The organism is Rhizobium quercicola (assembly GCF_021168455.1).
Classification (GTDB): Bacteria; Pseudomonadota; Alphaproteobacteria; order Rhizobiales; family Rhizobiaceae; genus Ferranicluibacter; species Ferranicluibacter quercicola.
Genome location: NZ_JAJOZR010000001.1, coordinates 84,251 through 107,878 on the forward strand (window position 1 = coordinate 84,251; position 23,628 = coordinate 107,878).

Below are 23,628 nucleotides of genomic sequence, written 5' to 3' on the forward strand. Positions count from 1 at the left end.
CCATTCGTGACCGCTTATTTAGCGGAATCCATAAGTTGGACGAGCGTCCCATTCTTGTCAAGCACCGCCTCGACGGAGGAGACGGTTGGGATTACAGCTAACCGCATGACACGCACGAAAACCGACCCGCCGCAGAGCGGACACAAGACGGCGAAAGGGCTGCAGCGCAAGACGGAGCTTGCCGATCAGGCCTTGCGAAGCCTGTCTGCGCAGAGCTATGCGCGCACGTCGCTGCGCGATATCGCGGCTGCGGCCGATATCAATCTCGGTCGTCTCCACTATTATTTTGGCGACAAGAGCGAGCTGATCGTCTTCACCGTCCGGCGGTTCAAGCAGACCTTCATCGCCCGGCTTGCCGAGATCATCGTTGAAAGGCGTTCGGTGGAGGAGGCGATCGAGGCGCTGGTGGAGAGCGCCATGACATCCACTGCCCTGCACCGCTTCTGGTACGATCTGCGCAATCAGGCCCTCTTCGAGCCGAAGTACAGGGATGTCGTGTCCGAGATCGAACACGAGCTGAAGGCCATGACCGGAACCGTTCTCCGGCTGATCGATCCGGCGCGGGACCCCGAACCGTTCCGGGACCTTGCCTATGTCGCGCTCGACGGCATTTTCTTCCAGGGCATACAGGCCGTGCTGTTCGGCGACGACAGCGTTCGCGAGCGCATGACCCAGGCGCTTTTCGCCGTGGTCATGGCCTACCGGGCGGCCGGTACGACCGCGCGACAGGATGCCGCCGGCGATCCGTTACCTGCGCAAAACTGAACGAGGCCGATGGCCTATCCACAGAATCCGTTGAGCTTCAGGATCTTGTGCGCCTCGATCGTTGCCTGCAGCTCGGCCTCCGACGCCCGGTTTCCGGCGTTCGAATCCGGATGGTGCAGCTTGATGCGCTCCTTGTAGCGCCGGTTGATCTGGTCCGGCGTGGCATCGTGCGGCAGGCCCAGGGTTTCGAAGGCCTTCGCCTCGAGCACCTTCAGCTTGCGCGCCTGCGCCTCCCGCTTCTGCATCAGCCGTTCGGCCGCGCTCTTGCGGGCGTTCAGCGACTTCGCCGAGCCTGAGCGCACGGTGAACGGCATGGGCAGTTCGGTCGCTTCCACGATCGGCTTGCCGAAGCTCGGTCGCGCACCGCTGATCGCATCGCGCTGGTAGCGCGCAACGACCGGGTCGGACAGATCCGGTGAAAAGTTGTAGCCCTTGTTGTATTCCTTGATGTGGTCGAGACAGAACATCAGGAACAGGCCTTCGCCTCCGGCACCGACCGGTGCGCGATGGGTGCCGACCTTCTCGCACCCGTGCCATTGACACTGCGGCCCCGTAGGGACCTCTGCGGCCTTGGACTTCTTCTTGGCAGACTTGAGGCCAACGAAAATACGTGAATCAGACATGCACGGCTTATGCGATCAGACGCGCGATCTCGCAAGACCGCTTTGCACGGTGACGATCATTCTGTGTATGAGACTGGCCTCAGATGGCAGGGAATGGCCGGCGATCGGACGCCGGCCATTCCCGCCTATGTCCGGCTTCCCGCGAAAATCGGTTTGAAGACCTGAACGAGCAGGATGACGATACCGCCGAGAATGGCGCCGAAGATCGCCTGCATCAGGGTCGCCAGCAGCCAGTGGACGACCTGCGGCAGGACGGGGATGGCCGTGACCGCCAAGGCCGCGGTACCTTCAACGACATGTTCCGGCAGGTGCAGCCCGAACTCGGCGAGGCCGTGATTGACGATGCTGCCGCCCACCCAGAGCATGGCGGCGGTTCCCACGATCGCGAGGATCTGCAGGAAGACCGGAACGCCCTTGACGAGACCATGCCCGATCGTCTTGCCGATGCCCCCGCCCGTCGCCACCAGATGGAGGCCGATATCGTCGGCCTTCACGATGAACGCCACGACGCCATAGACGGCAACCGTGATGAGAATGCCGACGGCGGCAAGGACTGCGACCTGCGTTGCAAAATTCGAGGTGGAGACGCCGGCAAGCGTCAGCGCCATGATCTCGGCCGAAAGAATGAAGTCCGTGCGGATGGCGCCCGAGACCTTCTGCTCTTCGAGTGTGGCGGGATCGACGGTCGCTGCCGCCTCTGCATCGGCATGTCCATGGCCCGACAGGGCGGAGTGGATCTTCTCGGCGCCCTCGAAGCAGAGATAGGTGCCGCCGATCATCAGCAGGGGCGTGATCAGCCACGGCACGAAGGCGCCCAGGAGAAGGCAGGCAGGCAGCAGGAAGACGAGCTTGTTGCGCAGCGACCCCTTGGCGATCCGCCAGATGATCGGCAGTTCCCGGCTCGGGGACAGGCCGACGACATAGGTCGGCGTCACCGCCGTGTCGTCGATGACGACACCCGCGGCCTTGATGCTGGCCTTTGCCGTTTGCGCGCCCACATCGTCGAGGGATGCGGCCGCCAGCTTCGCAATGGCGGCGATGTCATCCAGTAGCGCTATCAAGCCTGTCGCCAATACAACGTCCTTTCCGGGTCCGATGCCGGGCAAGCCGTCGCATCGCAATGGTCCTGTTGTCACCTCGTCGCGCAGCGTCGACGGCTGCGCACGGGAGACAGGGCCGCAAGATCGCGCCCAAGTCAATGCGCGACGAGCGTCATTCAGCTGACACAGGAAAGACGGTAGCATGCGCTTTTGCCACATCCCTTCTGTCCGTCACGGAGCTTCCATGAACATCAACGACCCGGCCCAGCTCGCGCGCATCAAGGCGGAGATTGTCGACAGTTTCGACGAGGAACTGGAAATGCAGATGGAGGAGGATCGCCTCGACGACCTCTTCGAAGAGGCCACCGACCCGACGGCCGAACCGCTTCTCGATCGCAAGGTCTATTTTCAGGAGCTTTTTCGTCTTCAGCACGAACTCGTGCGCCTGCAGGATTGGGTGCAGCACAAAAAGCTCAAGGTCGTCGTGCTGTTCGAGGGGCGCGACTCCGCCGGCAAGGGCGGTGCCATCAAGCGCGTGACCCAGCGGCTCAATCCGCGCGTCTGCCGCGTGGTCGCGCTGCCGGCGCCCTCCGAGCGCGAACGCCACCAGTGGTATTTCCAGCGTTACGTCCAGCACCTGCCGACGGCCGGCGAGATCGTTCTGTTCGATCGCAGCTGGTACAACCGCGCCGGCGTCGAGCGGGTGATGGGGTTCTGCACGCCGGACGAGCTGGAGGAGTTCTTCCAGTCCGTTCCGCAGTTCGAAAACATGCTCGTGCGCTCCGGCATCATTCTGATCAAATACTGGTTCTCGATCACGGATGACGAACAGGCCTTCCGCTTCAACATGCGGATCCGGGATCCGCTGAAGCAGTGGAAGCTGTCTCCGATGGATCTGGAGAGCCGCATACACTGGGAAGCCTATACCAAGGCCAAGGAAGACATGCTGGAGCGCACGCACCGCCCGGAAACGCCCTGGTGGGTGGTCGATGCCGTGGACAAGCGCAAGGCGCGCCTGAACTGCATTTCGCATCTCCTGCAGCAGATCCCCTACGAGGATGTTCCCAAGCCGTCCGTCCAGCTGCCGGACCGCGCCCGCAACGCCGATTACTACCGCAAGCCGGTGCCGGCGGACATGTACGTGCCGGATGTCTACGGCACGCCCGACGCCGGGGCGCCCCGCCACGTCCGGAAGAGCGGCGCGTAAGCATTCGGGACCTTGGCATCGCTTTGCATCGGCAACGGCGCGTCTTCCAGCGCGAACATCTTCGCGACTGGAGATGGCCGGGCGGCGATCGGGCCCTATCTCCGCTGCTCCGACGGTGTAGGGAATGTAAGAGGCGATGCAGACACTTCTGGTGGAACAGCAGACCTGTTGGCGGGTCGCGCGTGCGGACCGGCTTTCGGTCATTGTCGATGCCGAGGCCTTCTTCCGCCATGCCCGGCAGGCGATGATGAAGGCGAAAAGGTCGATCGTGCTGATCGGCTGGGATTTCGACACGCGCATCGATCTCGTGCCCGGCAAGAGCACGGATGGTTCGCCCGACAAGCTCGGACGCTTTCTGAACTGGCTGGCGGAGCGCAACGAGGCGCTCAACATCCGCATCCTCAAATGGGATATGGGCCTGTTCGCCTCGCTCGTCCGCGGCGAAACGCCGGTCTACATGCTCGGCTGGCTGTTTTCCGACCGCGTCAGTCTGAAGCTCGACAGCGCACATCCGCCGCTGTCGGCGCATCATATGAAGCTGCTCGTCATCGATGACGAGGTCGCGTTCTGCGGCGGCATCGACATGACGGTCGGCCGCTGGGATACGTCGGAGCATCTGGAAAAGGACAAGCGTCGCCGTTCGCCGCTGGGATTTGCGCAGGAGCCCTGGCACGACGCGACGACGTGCTTTTCCGGCAAGGCCGCTGCAGCCCTGGCCGAACTCGCGCGCACGCGCTGGCAGGAAGCGACGGGCGATACGCTGGAGCCGGTCGAAAGCGCATCGGACGCCTGGCCGGACGATCTCGCCGTCGATTTCCGCGATATCGACGTCGGCATCGCCCGCACGCTGCCGCAATATGACGAACGCCAGCAAGTGGTGGAGATCGAAACCGCGACGCTCGCCATCATCGCCGCCGCGCGCGAGACGCTCTATATCGAAAGCCAGTATTTCGCCTCGCGTCGGATCGCCGAGGCCTTGGCGAAACGCCTGGAGGAACCGGACGGACCGGAAATCGTCGTCGTCAACCCGCAAGGGGCGAACGGCTGGCTGGAAGCCAAGGCCATGGACTCCGCCCGTATCCGGCTCATGAAGATCGTTCGCGATGCCGACCGGTTCGACCGGTTCCGCATTCTCTATCCGGTCAACGATGCGGACACGCCGATCTACGTGCATGCCAAAATCATGATCGCCGACGACCGGATCCTGAAGCTCGGCTCCGCCAACCTCAACAACCGGTCGATGGGCTACGATACGGAATGCGACGTGCTGATCGAAGCGCGCCCCGATGAGCCGGAGATGGCGCAGAAGATCGCCGCATGCCGCAACGCGCTCATCGGCGAACATCTGGGGCACGGTGTGGACGGCGTGGCCGCCGCGATCGCCGAGCATGGGTCGCTCGTCAAAGCCATCGGGGCGCTGACCGCGCAGACAGGGCGCCGGCTGGTGCCCGTGGCAATGCGCGAGCTCACCGCAGCCGAAGAGATGATGGCGGAATCGGACATGGCCGACCCCGAACGCCCGGCCGGCGTCAAATACCGGACATCCAGCTTCCTGAAGCGACGGTTTCACAGGTCCTGACGGTTCCCTGCGACGTCCGCTTCGTCTCGGCATTTTCCGCCGAGACGTCGGGCCGCCTACATGGCCGACATATCGTCCAGCAGGTTCTGGGCGAGTTCGCTGATCGCGACCTCGGCCTCCTCCAGTCCCCAGCCGACCTTTTCCGCTTCCTTCGCCAGACGTTGAAACGGCGGTGGAAGGCGGCCGGAAGCGGTCTCCACGATGTTTTCCGGCGTCAGCCCTTTGGCGATATCGAGAAACGTCTGCTCGACGGCCTCCTGGCAGGCGATGTCGCGGTCCGGGTACGGGCCGGATCCGCGCGGCTTGTTCAGTAGCAGCATGTCGTTTCGCTCCTGTCGTTGTTCGTTGCGGGTCTATGCCAGTCGGTAGAGCATCGCAACATAGGCCAGCGCGACGATGACGGTGATCCGCGTCCGCAACCTGACATACCACCGGTGTTCGAGGTCGTTGGCAAAGATGATCCGGTCGGCCAGAAGCAGCAGCGCGAAAACGATCAGTTGCAGGCCCGCGGAGAAGGTGGGCTGGCGGACGAGCAGCGTCGCGAAGGACAGCAGCGCGAAGACATTGCTGGCGACGACCACCGCGAGGCCTGCCTTCCCCATCTGCGCCGCGCCCCAGAGCGTGCCGGCCATGAAGGCCGAGATGACGGCGCCGTAGGCGAGGAACGCCTGGCTTGTATCGATGCCGAGCACGGTGACGGGTGCGACCACCAGCAGCCAGAACGGCAGGGCGCCGGAATATGTCAGCAGTGTCGAGGCGGTTTTGGATCGTGTCGTCATGGCGGTGTTTCCCGTAAGGCGGGGAGAAGTGCGTCTGCGAGCCGGCTCGCGCTCTCGAACGCTGCTTCGACGCGGCCGGCAATGCACCAGTCGCCGCAACTGGCCAGCTGTTGCGCCGGATCGAGCAGGAACGGCTGGCCGGCAGGTCGTGCGACGTTCGCGTATCGCCAGCGCTTGATGACGGCGCTATCCGCTTCGGTGCTGTCCAAGGGGACGTACCGGCGAACCGCCTCGATGATCTGGACCCGCAGGCTTTCGAGCGGTGCCTCGATATGCCGGTCGGACCATTCCGGGCCGGCGTTAACGACGAGGCATGGCGCATCGTCGCGGCCGGGCTTGGTATCGTTGCGAGAGATCCAGCTGATGACCGGATCATCGAGGCGCGCGGCTGCAAACGGTGTTGCCGCACCGGGCTTCAATGGGACCATCAGGGTGAAGCAGGCATGCATGCGGGTCGTCTGCATGGCTGCGTGATGGGCAAAGGCGGGCGGGAGCAGGGCTGCCGACTGCGGCGCCGGCGCCGTTGCGACGATCCAGTCGAAGGGGCCGTCCTCGCCGGCGCCCGCCGTCAGGGTCCAGTGTCCGGGTGTTCCGGACACGGAAGAAATCTCGGTGTCGAAAGCGATATCGCAATCCCTCGCCATCCATTTCGGCAGCGCATTCATCGCCGGCTTGCCGACATATCGTGGCGCATCGGCGCGCGGGCCGTCCTGCCGTGCCGCCGGCAGGGAGACGATGTCCCGGTTCCAGCGTTCCACGGCGCCGTCGGCTGCGGCCGCGTCCAGCAGGTCGCGGAAGCGCGGCTCGCGGATCGTGATATACTGGGCGCCGTGATCGAACGCCCTGTCCTCGATCCGGCGCGTGGCCATCCTGCCGCCGATGCCCCGGCTTTTTTCGAAGATGCGGATGGCGGCGTGACCGGCGAGGGCGCGGGCGAGCGTCAACCCCGCCATTCCCGCACCGATGATGGCCACGCGTTTCGGATCGCTCATGCGTCTCCCGATCGTTCCTGTCGCCGACATGCCCCATTGCAGCGGCTGATCGAGGATCTAACGCCGCTGCGCGCGACGGCAACGGTCGAGCGACCGTTCATCGAAACAGGCGCTGCAGACGCGGGCGCACCCGCAGGAAACCGCGATAGGCGGTATCGAAGAGCGGTGTCACCGGCCCCCATCCGGCCAGAAGGCCGAGCGGGCGCAACAGCGGAATGGCGCGCCACATCGCAGCGAAGGCGGCAGCGCCCGAGAGAAGCCGCCCTTTCTCTTCGGCATGGAACCGCGCAAGAATATCGCCCCGGTCGATCGGACAGGAGGATGCGGGGTCGCAGGCATCCACGAACCGGATCGCCTGACGCCGGTCGAGCCGCCGCATGAGCGCGATTTCGCGCTGGCAAAGCGGGCATCCGCTATCGAACCAGACGGTGACTTTCTCGACCATGGACATCCCTCCGAAGACCCGTGACCCCCGACAAGAAACGGATGGTGACGGTGTGGGAGAGGTACGGAAGCGAAGCTGCGCCGGTTCAGTGGCGTGACCGATCGATGCAACCGCGCCCTGCGGCCCTCATCAATGACTTCAACGAAAATTAACCATGACTGATTTAGGGTCGCCGAAAGAGGGCTGCGGATCATGTTGGCACCGTTACGGACATTGGCTGGAATAACGGCGACCCATATGCGCGGCATATTCGTCTATTCCATCATCGCAAACCTGCTGGTCATCGCGCCCTCCATCCATATGCTGCAGGTGTACGATCGCGTGCTCGGCTCGCGGTCGATCGGGACGCTGGTCTACCTTACCCTGATCGTTCTCGTCGCTCTGGTGGTCTGGGGGCTGGCCGATGCGGTGCGCAGCCATCTCGCCGTCCGGGCGGCGGCGAAATATACCGTAACGGTTGCACCGAAGCTTTTCGCGCGGCTTGCGGCGGACCAGAAGGCAGGCCCGAAAGCCGGCAAGATGCTGCGCGATTTTTCCGCCGCCCGCGCCTTCATCGGCGGGCGCACCTTCGCCTCCCTGTTCGATGTGCCGTTCATTCCCCTTTACGTGCTGATCATGACGGTGCTCCACTGGAGCCTCGGCCTCCTGACCGTCGTCGGCATTCTCGTCCTCGCCGCGCTTTCCTGGCTCAACATGGCCGCGACCGAAAAGGAGCGGGAGCGCAGCCGGCAGGCGGAGAACGATGCGATCAGCTTCGCCCAGAGCGCTTTCAACCGCATCGAGGACCTGCGCGCCCATGGCATGCTCTCGACGTTTCTCACCATCTGGGGACGCAAGACGGCGCTCGGCCTTCGGGAAAGCGAGGCGGCGGGTGCCACCTCCGCGCGCTATCAGGCGATCAGCAAGGCTTTCCGCCAGATGCTGCAGGTGCTGATGATGGGCTGGGGCGCGTTCCTCGTGCTCAGCAACGAAATGTCGGCCGGCATGATCTTCATGTCCTCGATGATCTCCGGCAAGGCCTTCGCGCCGATCGACCAGGTCATCGGCGGCTGGGAGCAGATCTCGCGCGGCGCGGCCTCCATCCGCGACATCGAGGAGATGATCGGTCCCGACAAGTCGATCCAGGCGCGCATGACGCTGCCTGCGCCGGAGGGCAGACTCGCCCTCCACGGCGTGAGCTTCGCGCCCGATCCGAACAAGCCCGACCGGTACCTCTTGAAGGACGTCGACCTGCAGGTCATGCCGGGCGAGGTCGTGCTGATCACCGGCGCGACCGGGGCGGGCAAATCGACGCTCATCCAGATCATGGTCGGCGCCATCGCGCCGACGGGCGGCGCGGTTTCCGTGGATGATATCGCGCAGGACGTCTGGCCGTCGGCCCAGTGGGGCCGCACGATCGGTTATGTCTCGCAGGACATCGAGTTCTTCCCCGGCACGATCGCCGCCAATATCGCCCGGTTCGACCCGGATGCGACCGAGGACAGGATCATCGCCGCGGCCAAGGGCGCGAGCGTCCATGACCTGATCGTCGGCCTGCCCGAGGGCTACCGCACGCTGGCCGGCAACCGCTCGTTCCTCCTGTCCACCGGGCAGAAGCAGCGGATCGCGCTGGCGCGCGCGCTTTATGGCGATCCGAAGATCCTCGTGCTCGACGAGCCGAATGCGAGCCTCGACCAGAAGGGCGAACGCGCGCTTCTGGTGGCGGTCGCGGAGGCCCGGCACCGCAAGGCGGCCGTCGTCATCGCCGCCCATCGCACCTCCATTCTCCGCGTGGTGGACCGGGCGTTCACGATCGCCGACGGCACGCTCCAGCCGCTGACCCTCCTTGCCGAGCAGCCCGCAGCGCCAGCGGCACCCCGACACGACCAGACACAGGTGGCCTGACGCAGGATGACACACGACCGACCTGTACAGATGCCGCCTGCCGGCGGCGGTCAGGGCCTAAGCCCCGGACCGTCCGACGATGGATTGTGGTCGGACCTTTTCCGTCCCGCGACACCCGTTGGCGTCGCGGACGCAAAGGTGCCGGACGACATGCAGGGTCGCTGGGCCGACGGGGTGAAGACGGAAACGCGCGACATTCTCTCTCTGTCGAGCCGCGGCCTGCTGGCCGGCGCCGGTCTTTTCCTCCTCTGGTCTCTGCTGTTTCCGATCAGCTCGGCCGTGGTTGCCGAAGGCGTGCTTGTCTCCAGCGGTCGCAACAAGGTGCTGCAGCACCGCACCGGCGGCGTGGTGACCGACATCGCCGCGCGCGACGGCGAGGTGGTGCAGGCCGGTGCGCCCGTCCTGCGTCTCGATCCGGTCAACAACCAGGCGGATCTCATCCGCTTCAAGGCGCGCTTTGCCGTGCTCGATGCGATGCGGCGCCGGCTCGAGGCGGAGAATGCGGTTGCGGCGAACGCCGGTCGCGCGCCGACGGATGATTTCGGGCTGATGGAGATGCGCCAGGGCTTCGATACCACGCCGGCTCCGCTCGACTCTCTTCAGACCGGCGCGACGGGTGCGGGCGATCCGCTTGTCGCCGAACAGCAGCGCCAGTTCGCGCGCGGCCGTGGGGCCGCGGATGCCGAGATCGAGGCGATGCTTGCGCGCAAGGATGCGCTGATCCGCCGGCGCGAGGGCGTCAGGGAGCGGCTGGGCGTGATGGAAACGCAGGTCGCTTCCCTCAAGCGTCAGGCCGGCGCGCTGCAACCGGCCGTCGACAGGGGGCATATTGCCCGCAAGGTGCTTTGGGACGCGGAGGACCAGCTGCTGGCACGGACCTCGGACCTTTCCAACCTGAAGGCCGAGAACGACGCGCTGGAAGACGATGCGGGCGAGATCGACTCCCGTATCCGGCAGGCGCGGCTTACCGACCAGCGCGAGACCTCCATGAAGCTGACGGAGGTTCTGGCGGAGATGCGGCAGATTTCCGGGCAGATGCAGGCCGCAGAGGCAGCGGTGAGCTCCGCGGACCTCCGCGCGCCGGTCACCGGCACGGTGGTCCATTCCAAGCATACGACGATCGGTGCCGTCATCGCGCCCGGCGAGGTGCTGGCCGAAATCGTGCCGTCCGGCAGCGACTTCGCCGTCAAGGCGCGCATCGCGCCGCACGACATCACCCATGTGCGCACCGGGCAGACGGCCCGCGTCAAGATCGCGGCGCTGAACGCCCGGATTTTCGACGACATCGACGCCCGCGTTACGCGGGTTGCCGCGGACTCCACGGCGGACGAGAAGACCGGGCAGCACTATTTCGAGGTCGATCTCCTGTTGACGCAGGCCGCCCCCGCCGAACAGGCGCTGCTTGGTCCGGGCATGACGGCGCAGGTCTATATCGAAGGCGAAAGCCGGACCTTTGCCGACTATGTCTTGGCGCCGTTTACCGACAGTCTCTCCCGCAGCTTCCGGGAGCCTTGATGATGACGCGTTCTTGGCTTGCGCTCGCCTGCACCTGCCTCATGGCGGGCACCGGCTTTGCCGACGACCGTCGTCCGGCCGGCGATCAGGGCTTGCGGCTGATGACGATCGATCCGATCCAGACGGGGGGTACACCGTCCGGCCTCGATCTGCGTCTGACGATGATGGACCAGCTGGGTGCCGCATCCCTGCCCATTCGCCGCCCTCCGGCGGCGCGAGACATCGCGAACGCGCCGTCCCTGCTGCTGCGCGAGGGAATCGGCAGCGTATCGGCGGATCTGATGGATGCCGTTTCGGTGGCGATCGAGGAAAGCGATCTCGTCCGCAGCCTGTCGGCCGAGAAACGGGCTGCGCAGGCCGGCGTCAGCCGGGCCGGTGCGGCGTTTCTGCCGACCGTTTCCGGCAATGCCTGGATCGGCGACGACCGGGACTCGTCCCTTTCCTTCAGCGATGCCGGCATGAATGCCGGCATCTCCATCGCCCTGCCGCTGCTCGATGGCGGGCAACGCCTGTACACGAAGCGCAGTGCGGAGAGCCGGGCGCTGGCGGCGGCTGCCGAATTGCGCAGCGTCACGGAGAGCGTGGCGCTCGAAACCATCAATGCCGCGATCGACCTGAACCTCGCGACCCGGCAGGCCAAGGTGCTGGAAGACACTCTGCGAGATCTCGGCACCTTGCGGAAGGCCGTACGCGGTCGCGTCGAGGCCGGGCACGCCAGCGAAGGCGATGTCGCGGAACTGGAAGCGGAACTGAGCGACGTCGCCCGCACCCTGGTGGTCGCCGGCAGTTCGGCTGCGAAATCGCGGGCGATCCTCTCTTCCCAGCTGCGGCAGACTGCACCCGGCGGGTTCAAGCTTCCCGATCTCGAAGCCGTGCCGCGCCGGGGTCTGGATGCGCTGGTGGATCTGACGCATTCGCGCAATTCCGGGCTCGAAGCCAACTGGCACCGCTTCGATGCCGCGGAAAACGGGCGCAAGGTGGCCAAGGGCCGCTACCTCCCGCGTCTCGACCTGAAGACGGACTACAGGACCTCACGCACGACCCGCACCAGCCGCAACGCGGACGGCTGGAGCGTCGGGCTGCAGCTGACCGTGCCCCTGGTCGATCTCACGACCACGGCCGATGTGCGCGAGGCCGACGAGCTTGCCAATGCGGCGATGCATCGTGCGCTTTCGGAAGACCGGAAGGCCGAGACGCAGTTGCGCGTCGACTGGATCGAGGTCCAGTCCGCGACCCGGCAGGCGGAGCTGTCCCGCCGCAAGATCGCGGCGCTGCGCACGGCCTATGCGGCCAAGGTGGACCAGTACCATGCAGGCCTCATCCCCATAGACGACGTTCTGCTCACACGACGCCAGCTGACGATGGCGACCAGCGAGGAGCTGGAAGCCGTCGTCAGCCGCTTCGCTGCCATCACACGCCTCGCCGCAGCCTCCGGGTTGCTTGCCGAGATCGTCGGCGCGGGAGGCGGCAGGGGCGTCCACGAACGCGGCACGGGGAACCCCGGCGCGGGCGAACGGCCTCTATCGCTCCCGGGCGTGGTCGTCGCCCGGTAGCCGGTCGTCTGCCGATCAGTTCGTCAGGTGGTCGATTACCGTCGGATGGGCGGAGTCGTGGAACCAGACGGCTTCGACATTGTGCAGGACGTCGTGGCCCTCAAGAGCGCTGGACATGAGGATCGTGCCATCCGCTTCCTTGACGAAGCTGTAGTCGGCGGCATTCCCGGAAAGACGGAGCACATCGTAGCCCTGTCCGGCGTCGACGGTATCGTTGCCGCCGCGCGGCTCGAGGATGTTGTCGCCGGCATTGCCGAGGATGAAGTCGTCGCCGTCGGTGCCGTAGAAGGTGGCGGTATCGAGCGTGACCGCTCTCGCCATGCCCGTCTCCACGGCTGAGGCGGCGATGCCCTGGATATGCCCGTCACCGGCATTCGCGGCGATCACCGCCACCGGCTCGACGATGGCCTTGGCCGTCTCGAAGGTCGTGTAGGTCACGCCATGCCATGTCACGGCGCGACCGAGCGTGTTCCAGCTGCCGTCGTCGAGCATCTGCCAGCCCGCCGCCTTGGCAACGGCTGCAAAGGCGGTCTTCTCGGCCGTGCTGGCAAGGACCAGCTCGAGGCTGTCGGTGCCGGCGCCACCAGCGATGGTGCCCGCGCTGTCGCGGTTGGTGCTGCCGATGCGCAGCTTGTCGTTGCCGGCTCCAAGGTCCACGGCGCCGTCGATCTGCCAGTTCCGGCCGATCTCGACCGTTTCCGATCCGGACCCCGCGCCGATAAAGGCGCCCTTGAGCGTGAGATCGTCGCCGATCCGGACTGTGGTCGTGTTGTTGGTGCCCTGCAGCGACAGGGCGCCGTCGATGGTGACGTTGTTTCCGAGCGTCACGGTCTTCGTGGCATTGTTGCCGTTGGCGTAGAGAACGCCGCCGATCGAGGACCCGCTGCCGATTGTGACGTCGATCTCCATAGCGTCGGCGGACGTGCCGCTGCCGTCGATCACCACGGCATAGTCGGTGGTGACCTTCTCGCCCAGCGTCAAGGTCTGCGATGCCTTCGCGCCGCCGCCGTTCATCAGCACGTAGCTGATCTTTGAGCCGTCGCCGATGGTCACCGCGTTTGCAGCACCGGCATTGCTCATCAGGATATCGCCGCCGTTGAGGTTCGCATTCCTGCCGAGCGTCAGGTTGGAGGCGCCCGAACTGCCGTCGAAGTTCAGCGTGCCGGCCTTCAAGAGGAAATTGTCGCCGGCCGTCAGGCTGTTGGCGCCGCCGGCGAAATAGGTGCCGTTCTGCAGGGTGACGTCCGATGTGAGGATGAAGGCATCCGCGCCGGCTGTTGCCTGCAGGCTGTCGATGGCCGTCTTCACGGGCGCCGCCGAGGTGCCGGCGACGATGGTGGTCTTCACGGCTTCGAAGCTCGTATAGGTGTTGCCCTGCCAGCTCAGGGCGCGGCCCTGTGGATCCCAGCTGCCGTCCGTCTTGCGAACCCAGTTCGCCGCCGAGGCCGCGCTTTCGAACGAGGCGCGCAGGTCGGCCGTCATGACGATGTCGAGGCTGTCATTGCCGGCACCGCCGGAGATGGTGCCTGCGCCGTCGCGGGTCGTGGTGCCGATCCGCAGCGTGTCGTTGCCGGCCCCCAGATCGACCTGGCCGTCGATCTGCCAGTTGCGGCCGATCTCGACCGTTTCGGTACCGGAGCCCGCACCGGTGAAGGCGCCCTTGAGCGTGAGATCGTCGCCGATCTTCACCGTCGTCGTGTTGTTCGCACCCTGGAGGGAGAGCGCGCCGGCGATCGTGACCGCGTCGCCGAGCGTGACCGTCTTCGTGGCGTTGTTGCCGTTCGCGGTCAGAGCGCCGCCGACCACGGAGCCGGTGCCGATCCTGACATCGAGTTCCATCGCGTCCGCCGTCGTACCGCTGCCGTTGAGGACGATCGCGTAATCCGTCGTCACCTTCTGCCCGAGCGTCAGCGTCTGCGACGCATTGGCCCCGCCGCCGTTCATCAGCACGTAGCTGATCTTCGATCCGTCGCCGACGGTTACCGCGTTTGCAGCGCCGGCATTGCTCATCAGAATGTCGCCGCCGTTCAGATCGGCGTTCTTTCCGAGGGCCAGCTTTGCCGCACCCGTGCTCGCATCGAAATTGAGCGCGCCGGCCTTGAGCACGAAATTGTCGCCGGCCGTCAGGCTGTTGGCACCCGCGCCGAAGCCGCCGCCCTGGGTGAGGGTGGTGTTGTCGCCGAACACGATGGCGTCAGTGCCGGCCCCGGCCTTGAGGGCGGAGACGATCGTCGGGCCGGCGTCCGCGTCGGCGGCACCGGTGATCGTCACGACCGCCGTCTGGGTCGTCCGGCCGCCATGACCGTCATCGATGGCGATGTCGTAGGACTGGGTGAGAACCTCTCCCGCCTTGAGCGTGTCGAGGGCGCTGTCCTCCGCGGTAAAGGTCCAGCCGATCCTGCCGTTTTCTCCCGGAATGAGGCTGAAGGTACCGAGATAGCCGGCGCCCTTCGCCGCAAACGTCGCGGTATGGCTGTCGCTGAGGTCCGCGTCGGAATAGCGGACCGATCCCGCCGTCGTCAGGCTCGTCCTGTTCTCCCCGGCCGAGCCGTCCGCCAGTTCCGTGACGCCGCCGGCAAGGATGGAGGCGCTTGTGAGAATGACCGGTGCGTCGTTGGTTCCCGTGATCGTAACGCTGATCGGCTGCGTCGCCTTTCCGCCGCGCCCGTCATCGACGGTAAGGTCGTAGATCTGGACGCGCGTCTCGCCGGCGGCAAGCATGTCGACGGCGCTCGGGGCAACGGAGAACGTCCAGCCCACCTGGCTGCCCGACGCCGTTCCGAGAACGAGCGCACCCAGATAGTCCGCGCCGCGCGCGGCGACCGTGATGGTGGGCACGCTGCCGGCCGCGTCGGCATCAAAGAAGGTGAGGGCGCCGCTGGCGTTCAGAACGGAGCTTTCCTGGCCTGCCGGCTCGGCCACGACCCCGGCGAGCGTCGAGTGCGCGACGTCGATGACCGGCGCGACATTGACCCTGAAGTCGTCGTGCGCGCCGCGAATGGTGACGGAGACGGTCTCCGTCGCCTTGCCGCCATGGCCGTCGTCCACAGTCACCTGATAGGACTGGGTCAGCACCTCGCCGGCTTCGAGCCTGTCGAGCGCGGCATCTCCGACCTGGAATGTCCAGCCGAGCTTGCCGCCGGACACGGTGCCGAGGCTGAATGTCCCGAGATAATTCGCGCCGCCGGCGATGTAGCTCGTCGCATGCTTGTCGGTGATATCGGCATCGGCGATGCTGATCACTCCGGTTGCCGTATGGGTTGCCTGGTTCTCCTGCGGAGCACCGTCGGCAAGCTCGGTGACCGTGCCCGACAGCGTGGATGTCGCCGCCGTGATGACAGGCGCGTCGTTGGCCCCGGTGATCGTGACGGTGATGGTCTCGGTCGTGCTCGCGCCCTTGCTGTCCGTGATCCGGACGTCATAGAGCTGCGTGCGTACCTGTCCTTCGGCAAGCCAGTCGAGCGCACCGCTGCTGACGGAATAGACCCAGGGCAGCAGGCCGAACTGTGCGGAGGTCGGCTGCTTGTACTCCACGGTCCCGAGATAGCCGCCGTCGCGCGGCGTGATCGTCACGCTGTGCGTGTCGCCGAGGTTCTTGTCGCTGAACTCGATCGTGCCGTTGGCCTTCAGGCTCGTGCTGTTCTCGCCGATCCGTCCATCGGCAAGCTCGCCGACGGCGCCGGTCTTCGTCGTGCCGGAGGCCACCACCTCCGGCGCGTCGTTGCGACCCGCGACCTTCAGTTCGGCGCTTTCGAAATTGGTAAACGTCATGCCGCGCCAGGTGAGGTTGCCGCGGGGCGTCCAGACATCGCCGCCCAGCGCGACCCAGCCTGCTGCCCTCGCCGCTGCTTCGAAGCTGGCGAGATCGCCCGCGTCGATGCTGAGGGAGAGCGCGTCCCTGCCGGCACCGCCGTCAAACGTCGTCGGCGTCGTGTCGACGGTGGAGAGGCCGAGGCTCAGCCGGTCATCGCCACCGCCCAGGCTGACGCGGCCATCGATGTTCCAGTTCTTGCCGAGCGTGATCGTATCGACGCCGGTGGCGCTGCCGGTCAGTCCGCCACGCAGGGTGAAGGTGTCGCCGGCCGTGAGGGTGTTGATGTTCTGCACGCCGTTCAGCGTCATCGCGCCGCCCACGGTCACGCCGGATCCGAAGTCGAAGGTCTTGGTGGAATAGGCGCCGTCGGCATCGATGCCGCCACCGATGCTGACGCCGTCGCCGAGCTTGATCTTCATCGTAGCGAAGTTTGCAGCCGTGCCGGCACCATCCATGTCGATGGCGGCGTCCGATTTCGACCGGTCGCCGATCGTCACCGTGTTGACGGTGCCGGCACCCGAGCCATCGGCCCGGATGAGGCTGAAGGTCGTTTCGTCGCCGAGGACGACCGTGTTCTTGATGCCGCCCTTGCCCATGAGAATGTCGCCGCCATTCAGGCGGGCACCCATGCCGGTGGAAAGAGAGGCGGAATGCAGGCTGTTGCCGAAGTCGAGATTACCGGCCTTCAACTCGAAGAAGGTGCCGGCTTCCAGCCGGTTCGAGCCGCCGCCGAAGTCGCCGCCGGTCATCAGTCGAACATTGTCACCGAAGACGACGGTGTCGTCGGCCTTCGTGGTTGCAAGGCGGGAGACGACGGTGACCTGGCTGTCCGTCGGGAAGCCCGGATCGTCCGAGCCGCGCAGCGTGACGGAGATCGTCTGCACGGTGATGCCGCCATGGCCGTCGTCGATGGCGACGTCATAGGTCTGCACGACCTCCTGGCTCTCCGACAGCGTGTCGAGGGCCACGTCGTTGACCTTGTAGGTCCAGGTGATCGAGCCGGTCTTCACGCCGACGCCGGTCGTCGGGTTGCCGATCGTCAGCTGGCCGAGATAGTCGGCGCCCTTCGGCGTGATGCGTGCGGTGTGGGCTTCCGCGTCCGCATCGGCAAAGGCGATGATGCCGCTCGTGGTCAGTTCGGTCTTGTTCTCGCCCGGCGTGCCGTTCTTCAGTTCGGTGACATCTCCGGCCAGCGTCGAGTATTTCGTGAATACCTTCGGCGCGTCGTTGCCGGCCGTATCGTCCACATCCGGCACGAGCAGGCCGCAAAGGCAGACGGCCTCGCCGGTCGTGGCGCAGGGGCTGCTCGGTGCGGACGGATCGAGATCGGCGAAATTGCCGTAATTGGCGATCTTCAGGTCGCGGATCAGGCCGACGAAATGCGCGTCGCCGGAGACGCTGGATTCGCCGATGAGGTAATGCGCACGATCGACGTCGGCGGGCACGACGCCCTGGCCCTCTTTCAGAACCTCGGAATTCTTGATGATGCGCATCACGCCGTTCGGATCGACGCCGACGCGCCATGTCGCGGTCTCGCCTTCCACGATCGCGTTGGTCGCGACGATCCGGTAGGTTTCTCCGCTCTGCTTGATCACGAACTCGATGTCATGGGTCTCACCGACCTGACCGAGCCAGATATTCTGCGCATCCGGGCCGTTGCCGAGGTCGAAGATCTTCTGGTTCCTGCCGCCCGCCAGATCGTCGAAGCGTGCGCTCACGGCCAGCGCGAAGGCGCCGTCGATCTGCTCGTTGTCGATGGCATAGATGGTCGCGCCACCCCCCTGGAGATTGTCGGTCTGCTTGAGATCGACCATGTCGACGCCGACCATCTTGGCGACGGACGGCACGCCGTTTTTGTCCACGACGAACATCATCCAGGCGCCGGGAATGGCGACATTGGCCTTCGGGATGGTGATCTCGACCGTGTTGCCGTCGATGATCTTGTGGTCGAGCTCCACGAACCGCACGTCGGCATTGCGCGCATGGGTGTTGGCGCCGGACTTGATGAAGGTGATCTTGCCGATGTCGGAGGTGTCGTCCACGGTGATGCGGATGACGCTGTCCGTATCGATATTGGTCGGCGCGGACACGATCGAGGGGCGATCGGAGGTCGGATTGCCGTTGGCGTCGAAGAGATAGGACGGGTTGAGGATCTGGAAGTTCGCGTTCTCTTCCGGCCCCGGCGAGCCGCTGCCGCCGGAATAGATCGTGCCGTCGGGGAGGAGAAGTGCGCTCGAATGGTACATCCGGGCGAGATCCTGCTTCTCGGAATAGGTGACCGCCCCCGTTGCGGGATCCCAGAACAGGACGGAGTGCTGCGCCGTCCCGATATTATCGGCCAGGAGGCCGGCGCTGGAGGCGCCGCCAACCATGGCGACCTTGCCGTCGGGCATCATGATGAAGGTGCCGTTGGTGCGGGCGACCAGGCCGCCGCCATTCTCGTCCGCGATCGAGAAGGCGAGTTCCCACTTGATCGTCGGTTGCGACAGATCGGCCTTCCAGACCTGACCGGTGCTCGAGGCGACGATGACCTTGTCGGTCTCGTACATCATGGAGCCGGTGAGGTTGCGGGTGTCGAAGGGCAGCTTGCCGATCTTCTGCACAGAGCCTTCGCCGTGTACGTCCATGCGGTAGACGTCATGGCCGGCATTGCTGGTGCCGCCGGCCTCGATGATGATCACCGACCCATCCGTGACCTGCCAGGCATGCGGATAGTAATAGGTGCCGGTCAGCGTGCCCTCGCCATCCTTCATGTCGCCCATATAGGTGCCGGACAGCTGGCGCATGCCCGTTTCGCTGTTGTAGATCTCGGCGAAGGTCGAGCCGTTGGAGTTCTCGTCGCGCCCGCCGACCATCAGGATTTCGCCGTTGCTCAGCGTGACCGTGGTTCCGTACCAGCGGGCCTGGTGCAGGGCGAAGCTCGAATCCTCCTGCGAGATGTTGCGGATCGACTGAGTGGTGTAGTCGAACACCACGACATCGTGCCGGCCGGTCCAGGTGCCGCCGGCTTCGCCCGTATTGTGGTTATCGCCACCCATGATGATGACGTTGCCCGTGGTCGGGTCGATCGACATCTGCGAGCAGAAAATGTTGGTGCCGGTGGTGTTGGGCAGGACCTTGAGCACGCCCGTGACCGGATCGTAGATGGAATAGACGAACCGCGCGTCGTAATCTCCGGCCACGCCATCCGTGCCGAAGGCGAGGACCTTGCCGTCGGGAAGGACGATGGAATGCAGCGGAATGAGGGCGTCCTTGATGACGGCACCCCATTCGCCGTTGCCATTCATGTCCTTGGAGGTCGGGTTGGCCATTGGTCATACTCCATGTGATGAACAGACTGCCAAGGCGTTCAGCCTGCAGTGTCCCGAAACGGTCAAAGATGAAAATGCGGTCGAAAGCCTGCGTCAGCGCGCCGCTTGCAGCAGACGTGCACCAGCCGGACGCTGCCCTGCGGCAACAATGGCAGACACCATGAGGCCGAGGCCGAGAGCGGCGGCCGGGCAGCCCCAGCAATGGACCGCGTTGGCCAGTATCGAGCCCGAAGCATCGGCCGAACCGCCGCAGATCGCGCCGAGGAAGGCCTCTGTCGTCTGCAGATGGGCGGCGATCCTTGCCACACCTGCCGTCGCCAGCATGACGCCGAGACCGGCAACACCCATAATGAAGGCAGCCTGCTTTTCGGAATGATGGATCATATTGTCCTCGTCAGTATAACGCGCTGAATATTGAACAACAGTATTGCCTAAACTCCTTAAATAAGAAGCAAAATGCGGGATTGCTAAAATTTGACCGATTTATACGGTTAATTTTAACGCTGATCGCAGGTTTTCTCATCCATATTCTGCGCTGTCGCGCGAAGTGCATCCTCACCCTCAAGGCCGGGAGATCGTTGTGGGGTGTCCGGAAGCCGCTTGATTTGATCTGTGATGTTTGATCAAACTCGGTTGGTCGTGCAGACCAGCGGCAACGGGAGAGGGCGATGACGAAAGGCAAGGAAGGCGGTTTGCGAGACGAACCCGCGACCGCTGGCGTCGAGGCGTCTGCGCTTTCGCCGGTCGGGCGCGAGACGGTGCAGGATCGCGTCTATGCCCAGCTGCGCCATTCTCTCATCAGCGGCATGTTCGATGCCGGCGACGTGCTGCGCATCGTCGATCTGGCCGAGCGCCTGCAGACCAGCACCATGCCGGTGCGCGAGGCGCTGGGCCGCCTCGTATCGGAAAAGGCGCTGGAGTCTCTGCCGAACCGCTCCGTCCGCGTGCCGCTCATCACCCGCGCCCGGCTCGACGATCTTGCCCGCGCCCGGATCCTCATCGAAGGGCGGATGGTCTCGCTCGCGCTGCCGCACCTGACGCGCGAGGATCTCGCGATCCTGACGCAGGCCAATGCGGCGTGCGATGCCGCCTTCGAAACGCATGGCAAGGACATTGGCCATGTCACCTCCGCGCTGAACCAGCGTTTCCATTTTCATCTCTACAGCGTTGCCCGCTCGCCCGTTCTGCTGTCGATCGTGGAAAGCCTCTGGCTGCAATCCGGCGCCATCATCCGACAGGCGGCGCAGATCCACGACGCGCAGGGCGGGCTTGCGGCGACCGACCATCACTGGGCGCTGATTGCCGCGCTCGAGGCAGGCGACGAGGACGCGGCGCTTCGGGCACTGACCAACGACATCAGCCGATCCTTCGACCTCATCCGGGGGCGGCTCGATGCGCAGGACGGCCGGGAGGTGCGCTATGGTTGAGGCTGCCGATGACGGCTTCGAGCTGTTCGATCTGCGGGTGGACGTGATCATTCCCGAGGGTGGCGCGGTCTATTGCGGCGCGAAGCCGGGCGACCATTTCGAGCTGCGCGGCGAAATGCTGCACCTGCCGGAGGGGCAGGGCCTGTCGATCTATTCGCTCGCTTCCGTGCTGCCGCTGCTGGCCGCCAAGCAGCGGCCCACCCACCGCAACGACTGGATGACGACGGATGCGGAGATTGCGTGTCCCGACCCGAACTGCTCGACGCGGCTGCGCATCACGCGGCTGCGCCACCGGCGTTTCAGCCACGCGGCGACCACCGCAGTCCCCCTGAACGACGAAACACAGGCCTGACGACATGCAACGCATCGCCCTTGCTCCCGGTTACGAGATCTCCCGCGTCATCCGCGGCGGCTGGCAGCTTGCCGGTGGCCATGGCACCGTCGATGGGGACACGGCGGTGGAGGACATGATCGCTTTCGCGGATGCCGGCATCACCACCTTCGACTGTGCCGACATCTATACGGGTGTCGAGGACCTGATCGGCCGCTTCCGGCTTGCCTACGGCAACCTGCGCGGGGCAGAGGCGCTGTCCCGCATCCGGGTCCATACGAAGTTCGTGCCCGATCTTGCCGTCCTGCCGACCATCGACAAGGCGTATGTCGAGGGCGTGATCGACACATCGCGCCAGAGGCTGAAGCTTGAGACGCTCGATCTCGTCCAGTTTCACTGGTGGGCGCTCGACGTGCCTGGCTGGCTGGAGACGGCGGGATGGCTGAAGGAACTGTCCGACGAGGGTAAGATCGGAAAGGTGAGCCTTACCAACTTCGACACCGATCACGTGGCGGCCATCATCGATGCCGGCGTTCCCGTCGCCTCCCTCCAGCTGCAATATTCGCTGCTCGACCGGCGGCCGGAAAAGCGCATGGTCGATCTCGCGCAGGCCAAAGGGTTCGCCCTGTTCTGCTATGGAACCGTTGCCGGTGGCTTCCTCGGCGATCGCTGGCTGGGGCAGGCGGAACCGGAGAACCCGCTCGAAAACCGGTCGCTGACCAAGTACAAGCTGGTCATCGACGATATCGGCGGATGGGATCTGTTCCAGTCGCTGCTGGGCACATTGCGGCGCATTGCCGACCGCCACGGCACCGATATCGCGACGGTTGCAAGTGCGGCCATGCTGACGAAGCCTGCCGTTGCCGCCGTCATCGTCGGTGCACGCAACCGCGCCCACCTGCCGGCCAATCTCGCCATTTCCGATATCGCACTTGATGACGCAGATCATGCGGCGCTGGCAGCGGTCCTTGCCGAAGCCCGGCCGCTGGACGGCGATGTCTACGCGCTGGAGCGCGACCGCACGGGCCGGCACGGCGCCATCATGAAATACAATCTCAACAAAGGGGAATAAAATGAGACCGTCACATCTGCTCGCAGCGCTCTTCGCCACGCTGGCCGCCTCTACGTCACCGGCTCTTTCGGCTGATTGCGACATCACCGTCGGCCTCGTGATGGAACTGACGGGGCCCGCCGGCGAATACGGCCAGGCGGGGGCGAAATCCGTCGAGATGGCCTTCCGCGACATCAATGACGCCGGAGGCGTCGGCGGCTGCAAGGTCGTGGCCGATACCCGCGACAGCCAGAGCCAGGGCAATGTCGCCGTCGATCAGGCAACGCAGCTCGTCAACATCAAGAAGGTGCCGGTCATCATCGGCGGCATCATCTCCTCCGTGTCCATTCCGATCCTGACCTCGGTCACGGCGCCGGCGGGCGTCGTTCAGGTCTCGCCGGCTTCCTCGTCGCCGACGCTGACCGCGCTCGGTCGCGACGGCAAGACGAACGGCGTGTTCTTCCGCACCATCACCTCGGATGCGCTGCAGGGAACGGCGGCGGCGAAATACGCGATCGACCAGGGTTTGAAGAAGATCGCCATCATCAACGTCAACAACGACTTCGGCGTCAACATGGTGCGCGAGTTCAAGACGGCATACGAGAAGCTCGGCGGCACCATCACCACCACGACGCCCTATAACGAGAAGCAGTCGAGCTATGCGTCGGAGGCAAGTGCCGCCATGGCCGGAGAGCCGGACGCGCTCTACCTCGTCAGCACGCCGGTGGACGGTGCGACGATCGCGCGCGCCTGGATTTCCGGCGGCGGCAAGCAGACGTTCCTCCTGAACGACGGCATGAACTCCAAGGACTTCATCGAGAGCGTCGGCGCGCAATATCTCGAAAACGCCTACGGCACGTCGTCCGGCACGAGCCCGACCGCCTCGACCGAATATTTCAACGCCAATTACGAAGCCTTCTCCGGCGGCATCGCGCCGTCGGCGCCGGCCGCCGACCGTTCCTACGATGCCGGCGCCATCGTCGGGCTCGCCATCGCCAAGGCCGGCACGTCGGATGCAGCGGCCATCAAGACCGCGATGCGGGAGGTCGTGGCCGAGGGCGGCACGCAGATCCATGCCGGCAAGCAAGAGTTCGTCAAGGCTCTGGCGCTGATCAAGGAGGGCAAGCCGGTCAAGTACGAGGGCGTCATCGGCCCGGTGAGCTTCGACCAGTATGGTGATATCACCGGTCCGTTCCGTTTGTGGAAGATCACCAACGGCGAGGTGACGACCGTCGGCGAACTGAGCGCCGAGGAGGTCGGCAAGCTGAAGGACGGCAAGTAGGCCGTCTTCGGCCGGTGGGGCAGTCCCTGC

Annotated in this window: 18 protein-coding genes; 10 read left to right on the top strand and 8 right to left on the bottom strand. The window is 65.1% G+C overall.

The window, feature by feature from the left end; genetic code table 11:
- The first annotated feature begins 105 nt into the window (after positions 1 to 105).
- Positions 106 to 765 carry a TetR/AcrR family transcriptional regulator gene (locus tag LRX75_RS00380; RefSeq protein ID WP_231811242.1) on the top strand — a complete coding sequence of 220 codons (660 nt, stop codon included), beginning with the start codon at positions 106 to 108 and terminating at the stop codon, positions 763 to 765.
- A gap of 14 nt (positions 766 to 779) precedes the next feature.
- On the opposite strand, the gene LRX75_RS00385 is transcribed toward LRX75_RS00380, so the two are convergent.
- A complete protein-coding gene (locus LRX75_RS00385; protein WP_231811243.1) occupies positions 780 to 1,388 on the bottom strand; it encodes a J domain-containing protein in 609 nt (202 codons plus the stop codon).
- A 125-nt stretch (positions 1,389 to 1,513) separates the two neighbouring features.
- The gene (locus tag LRX75_RS00390; protein WP_231811244.1) at positions 1,514 to 2,461 is read right to left on the bottom strand and encodes a DUF808 domain-containing protein; all 948 of its coding nucleotides are present in this window, start codon (positions 2,459 to 2,461) and stop codon (positions 1,514 to 1,516) included.
- A gap of 211 nt (positions 2,462 to 2,672) precedes the next feature.
- Between LRX75_RS00390 and ppk2 the strand changes: the two genes are divergently transcribed.
- Positions 2,673 to 3,635 (top strand): polyphosphate kinase 2, encoded by a 963-nt coding sequence (gene ppk2 / locus LRX75_RS00395; protein ID WP_231811245.1) that lies wholly within the window; start codon positions 2,673 to 2,675, stop codon positions 3,633 to 3,635.
- Positions 3,636 to 3,771: 136 nt separating this feature from the next.
- On the top strand, positions 3,772 to 5,214 hold the full coding sequence (locus tag LRX75_RS00400) for a phospholipase D-like domain-containing protein (RefSeq protein ID WP_231811246.1): 1,443 nt from the start codon (positions 3,772 to 3,774) through the stop codon (positions 5,212 to 5,214).
- A 56-nt stretch (positions 5,215 to 5,270) separates the two neighbouring features.
- On the opposite strand, the gene LRX75_RS00405 is transcribed toward LRX75_RS00400, so the two are convergent.
- From LRX75_RS00405 to LRX75_RS00420, 4 genes are all read right to left on the bottom strand, one after another.
- Positions 5,271 to 5,534, bottom strand: a complete 264-nt coding sequence (locus LRX75_RS00405; RefSeq protein ID WP_113148656.1) for a hypothetical protein — start codon at positions 5,532 to 5,534, stop codon at positions 5,271 to 5,273.
- Between the two features lie 33 nt (positions 5,535 to 5,567).
- On the bottom strand, positions 5,568 to 5,993 hold the full coding sequence (locus LRX75_RS00410) for a DUF3429 domain-containing protein (protein WP_231811247.1): 426 nt from the start codon (positions 5,991 to 5,993) through the stop codon (positions 5,568 to 5,570).
- Positions 5,990 to 6,985 carry an NAD(P)/FAD-dependent oxidoreductase gene (locus tag LRX75_RS00415; RefSeq protein ID WP_231811248.1) on the bottom strand — a complete coding sequence of 332 codons (996 nt, stop codon included), beginning with the start codon at positions 6,983 to 6,985 and terminating at the stop codon, positions 5,990 to 5,992. Before LRX75_RS00415 ends, LRX75_RS00410 begins: the two co-directional genes overlap by 4 nt.
- A 97-nt stretch (positions 6,986 to 7,082) precedes the next feature.
- A complete protein-coding gene (locus LRX75_RS00420; RefSeq protein WP_231811249.1) occupies positions 7,083 to 7,430 on the bottom strand; it encodes a thiol-disulfide oxidoreductase DCC family protein in 348 nt (115 codons plus the stop codon).
- Between the two features lie 237 nt (positions 7,431 to 7,667).
- Between LRX75_RS00420 and LRX75_RS00425 the strand changes: the two genes are divergently transcribed.
- The 3 genes from LRX75_RS00425 to LRX75_RS00435 all read left to right on the top strand — a co-directional run bounded on the left by LRX75_RS00425 (position 7,668) and on the right by LRX75_RS00435 (position 12,382).
- A complete protein-coding gene (locus LRX75_RS00425; RefSeq protein WP_231811250.1) occupies positions 7,668 to 9,314 on the top strand; it encodes a type I secretion system permease/ATPase in 1,647 nt (548 codons plus the stop codon).
- A gap of 138 nt (positions 9,315 to 9,452) precedes the next feature.
- Positions 9,453 to 10,829, top strand: coding sequence for an HlyD family type I secretion periplasmic adaptor subunit (locus LRX75_RS00430; RefSeq protein WP_231811251.1), 1,377 nt, complete (start codon positions 9,453 to 9,455; stop codon positions 10,827 to 10,829).
- Positions 10,829 to 12,382 (top strand): TolC family protein, encoded by a 1,554-nt coding sequence (locus LRX75_RS00435; protein ID WP_231811252.1) that lies wholly within the window; start codon positions 10,829 to 10,831, stop codon positions 12,380 to 12,382. Before LRX75_RS00430 ends, LRX75_RS00435 begins: the two co-directional genes overlap by 1 nt.
- Before the next feature lie 15 nt (positions 12,383 to 12,397).
- Here the strand turns inward: LRX75_RS00435 and LRX75_RS00440 are convergent, their stop codons facing one another.
- Together LRX75_RS00440 and LRX75_RS00445 are read right to left on the bottom strand one after the other, a co-directional pair.
- Entirely contained in the window at positions 12,398 to 19,507 is a 7,110-nt protein-coding gene (locus tag LRX75_RS00440) for a VCBS domain-containing protein (protein WP_231811253.1), read from the bottom strand.
- Between the two features lie 93 nt (positions 19,508 to 19,600).
- A complete protein-coding gene (locus LRX75_RS00445; RefSeq protein ID WP_231811254.1) occupies positions 19,601 to 19,891 on the bottom strand; it encodes a hypothetical protein in 291 nt (96 codons plus the stop codon).
- A 284-nt stretch (positions 19,892 to 20,175) separates the two neighbouring features.
- Here LRX75_RS00445 and LRX75_RS00450 point away from each other — a divergent pair, with 284 nt between their 5' ends.
- The 4 genes from LRX75_RS00450 to LRX75_RS00465 are packed head-to-tail and all read left to right on the top strand — an operon-like array spanning position 20,176 to position 23,598.
- A complete protein-coding gene (locus tag LRX75_RS00450) occupies positions 20,176 to 20,934 on the top strand; it encodes a GntR family transcriptional regulator (RefSeq protein WP_231811255.1) in 759 nt (252 codons plus the stop codon).
- Entirely contained in the window at positions 20,927 to 21,286 is a 360-nt protein-coding gene (locus tag LRX75_RS00455; RefSeq protein WP_231811256.1) for a TIGR04076 family protein, read from the top strand. Before LRX75_RS00450 ends, LRX75_RS00455 begins: the two co-directional genes overlap by 8 nt.
- A 4-nt stretch (positions 21,287 to 21,290) precedes the next feature.
- On the top strand, positions 21,291 to 22,337 hold the full coding sequence (locus LRX75_RS00460; protein ID WP_231811257.1) for an aldo/keto reductase: 1,047 nt from the start codon (positions 21,291 to 21,293) through the stop codon (positions 22,335 to 22,337).
- Position 22,338: 1 nt separating this feature from the next.
- Positions 22,339 to 23,598 (top strand): ABC transporter substrate-binding protein, encoded by a 1,260-nt coding sequence (locus LRX75_RS00465; RefSeq protein ID WP_231811258.1) that lies wholly within the window; start codon positions 22,339 to 22,341, stop codon positions 23,596 to 23,598.
- Positions 23,599 to 23,628 lie beyond the last annotated feature (30 nt).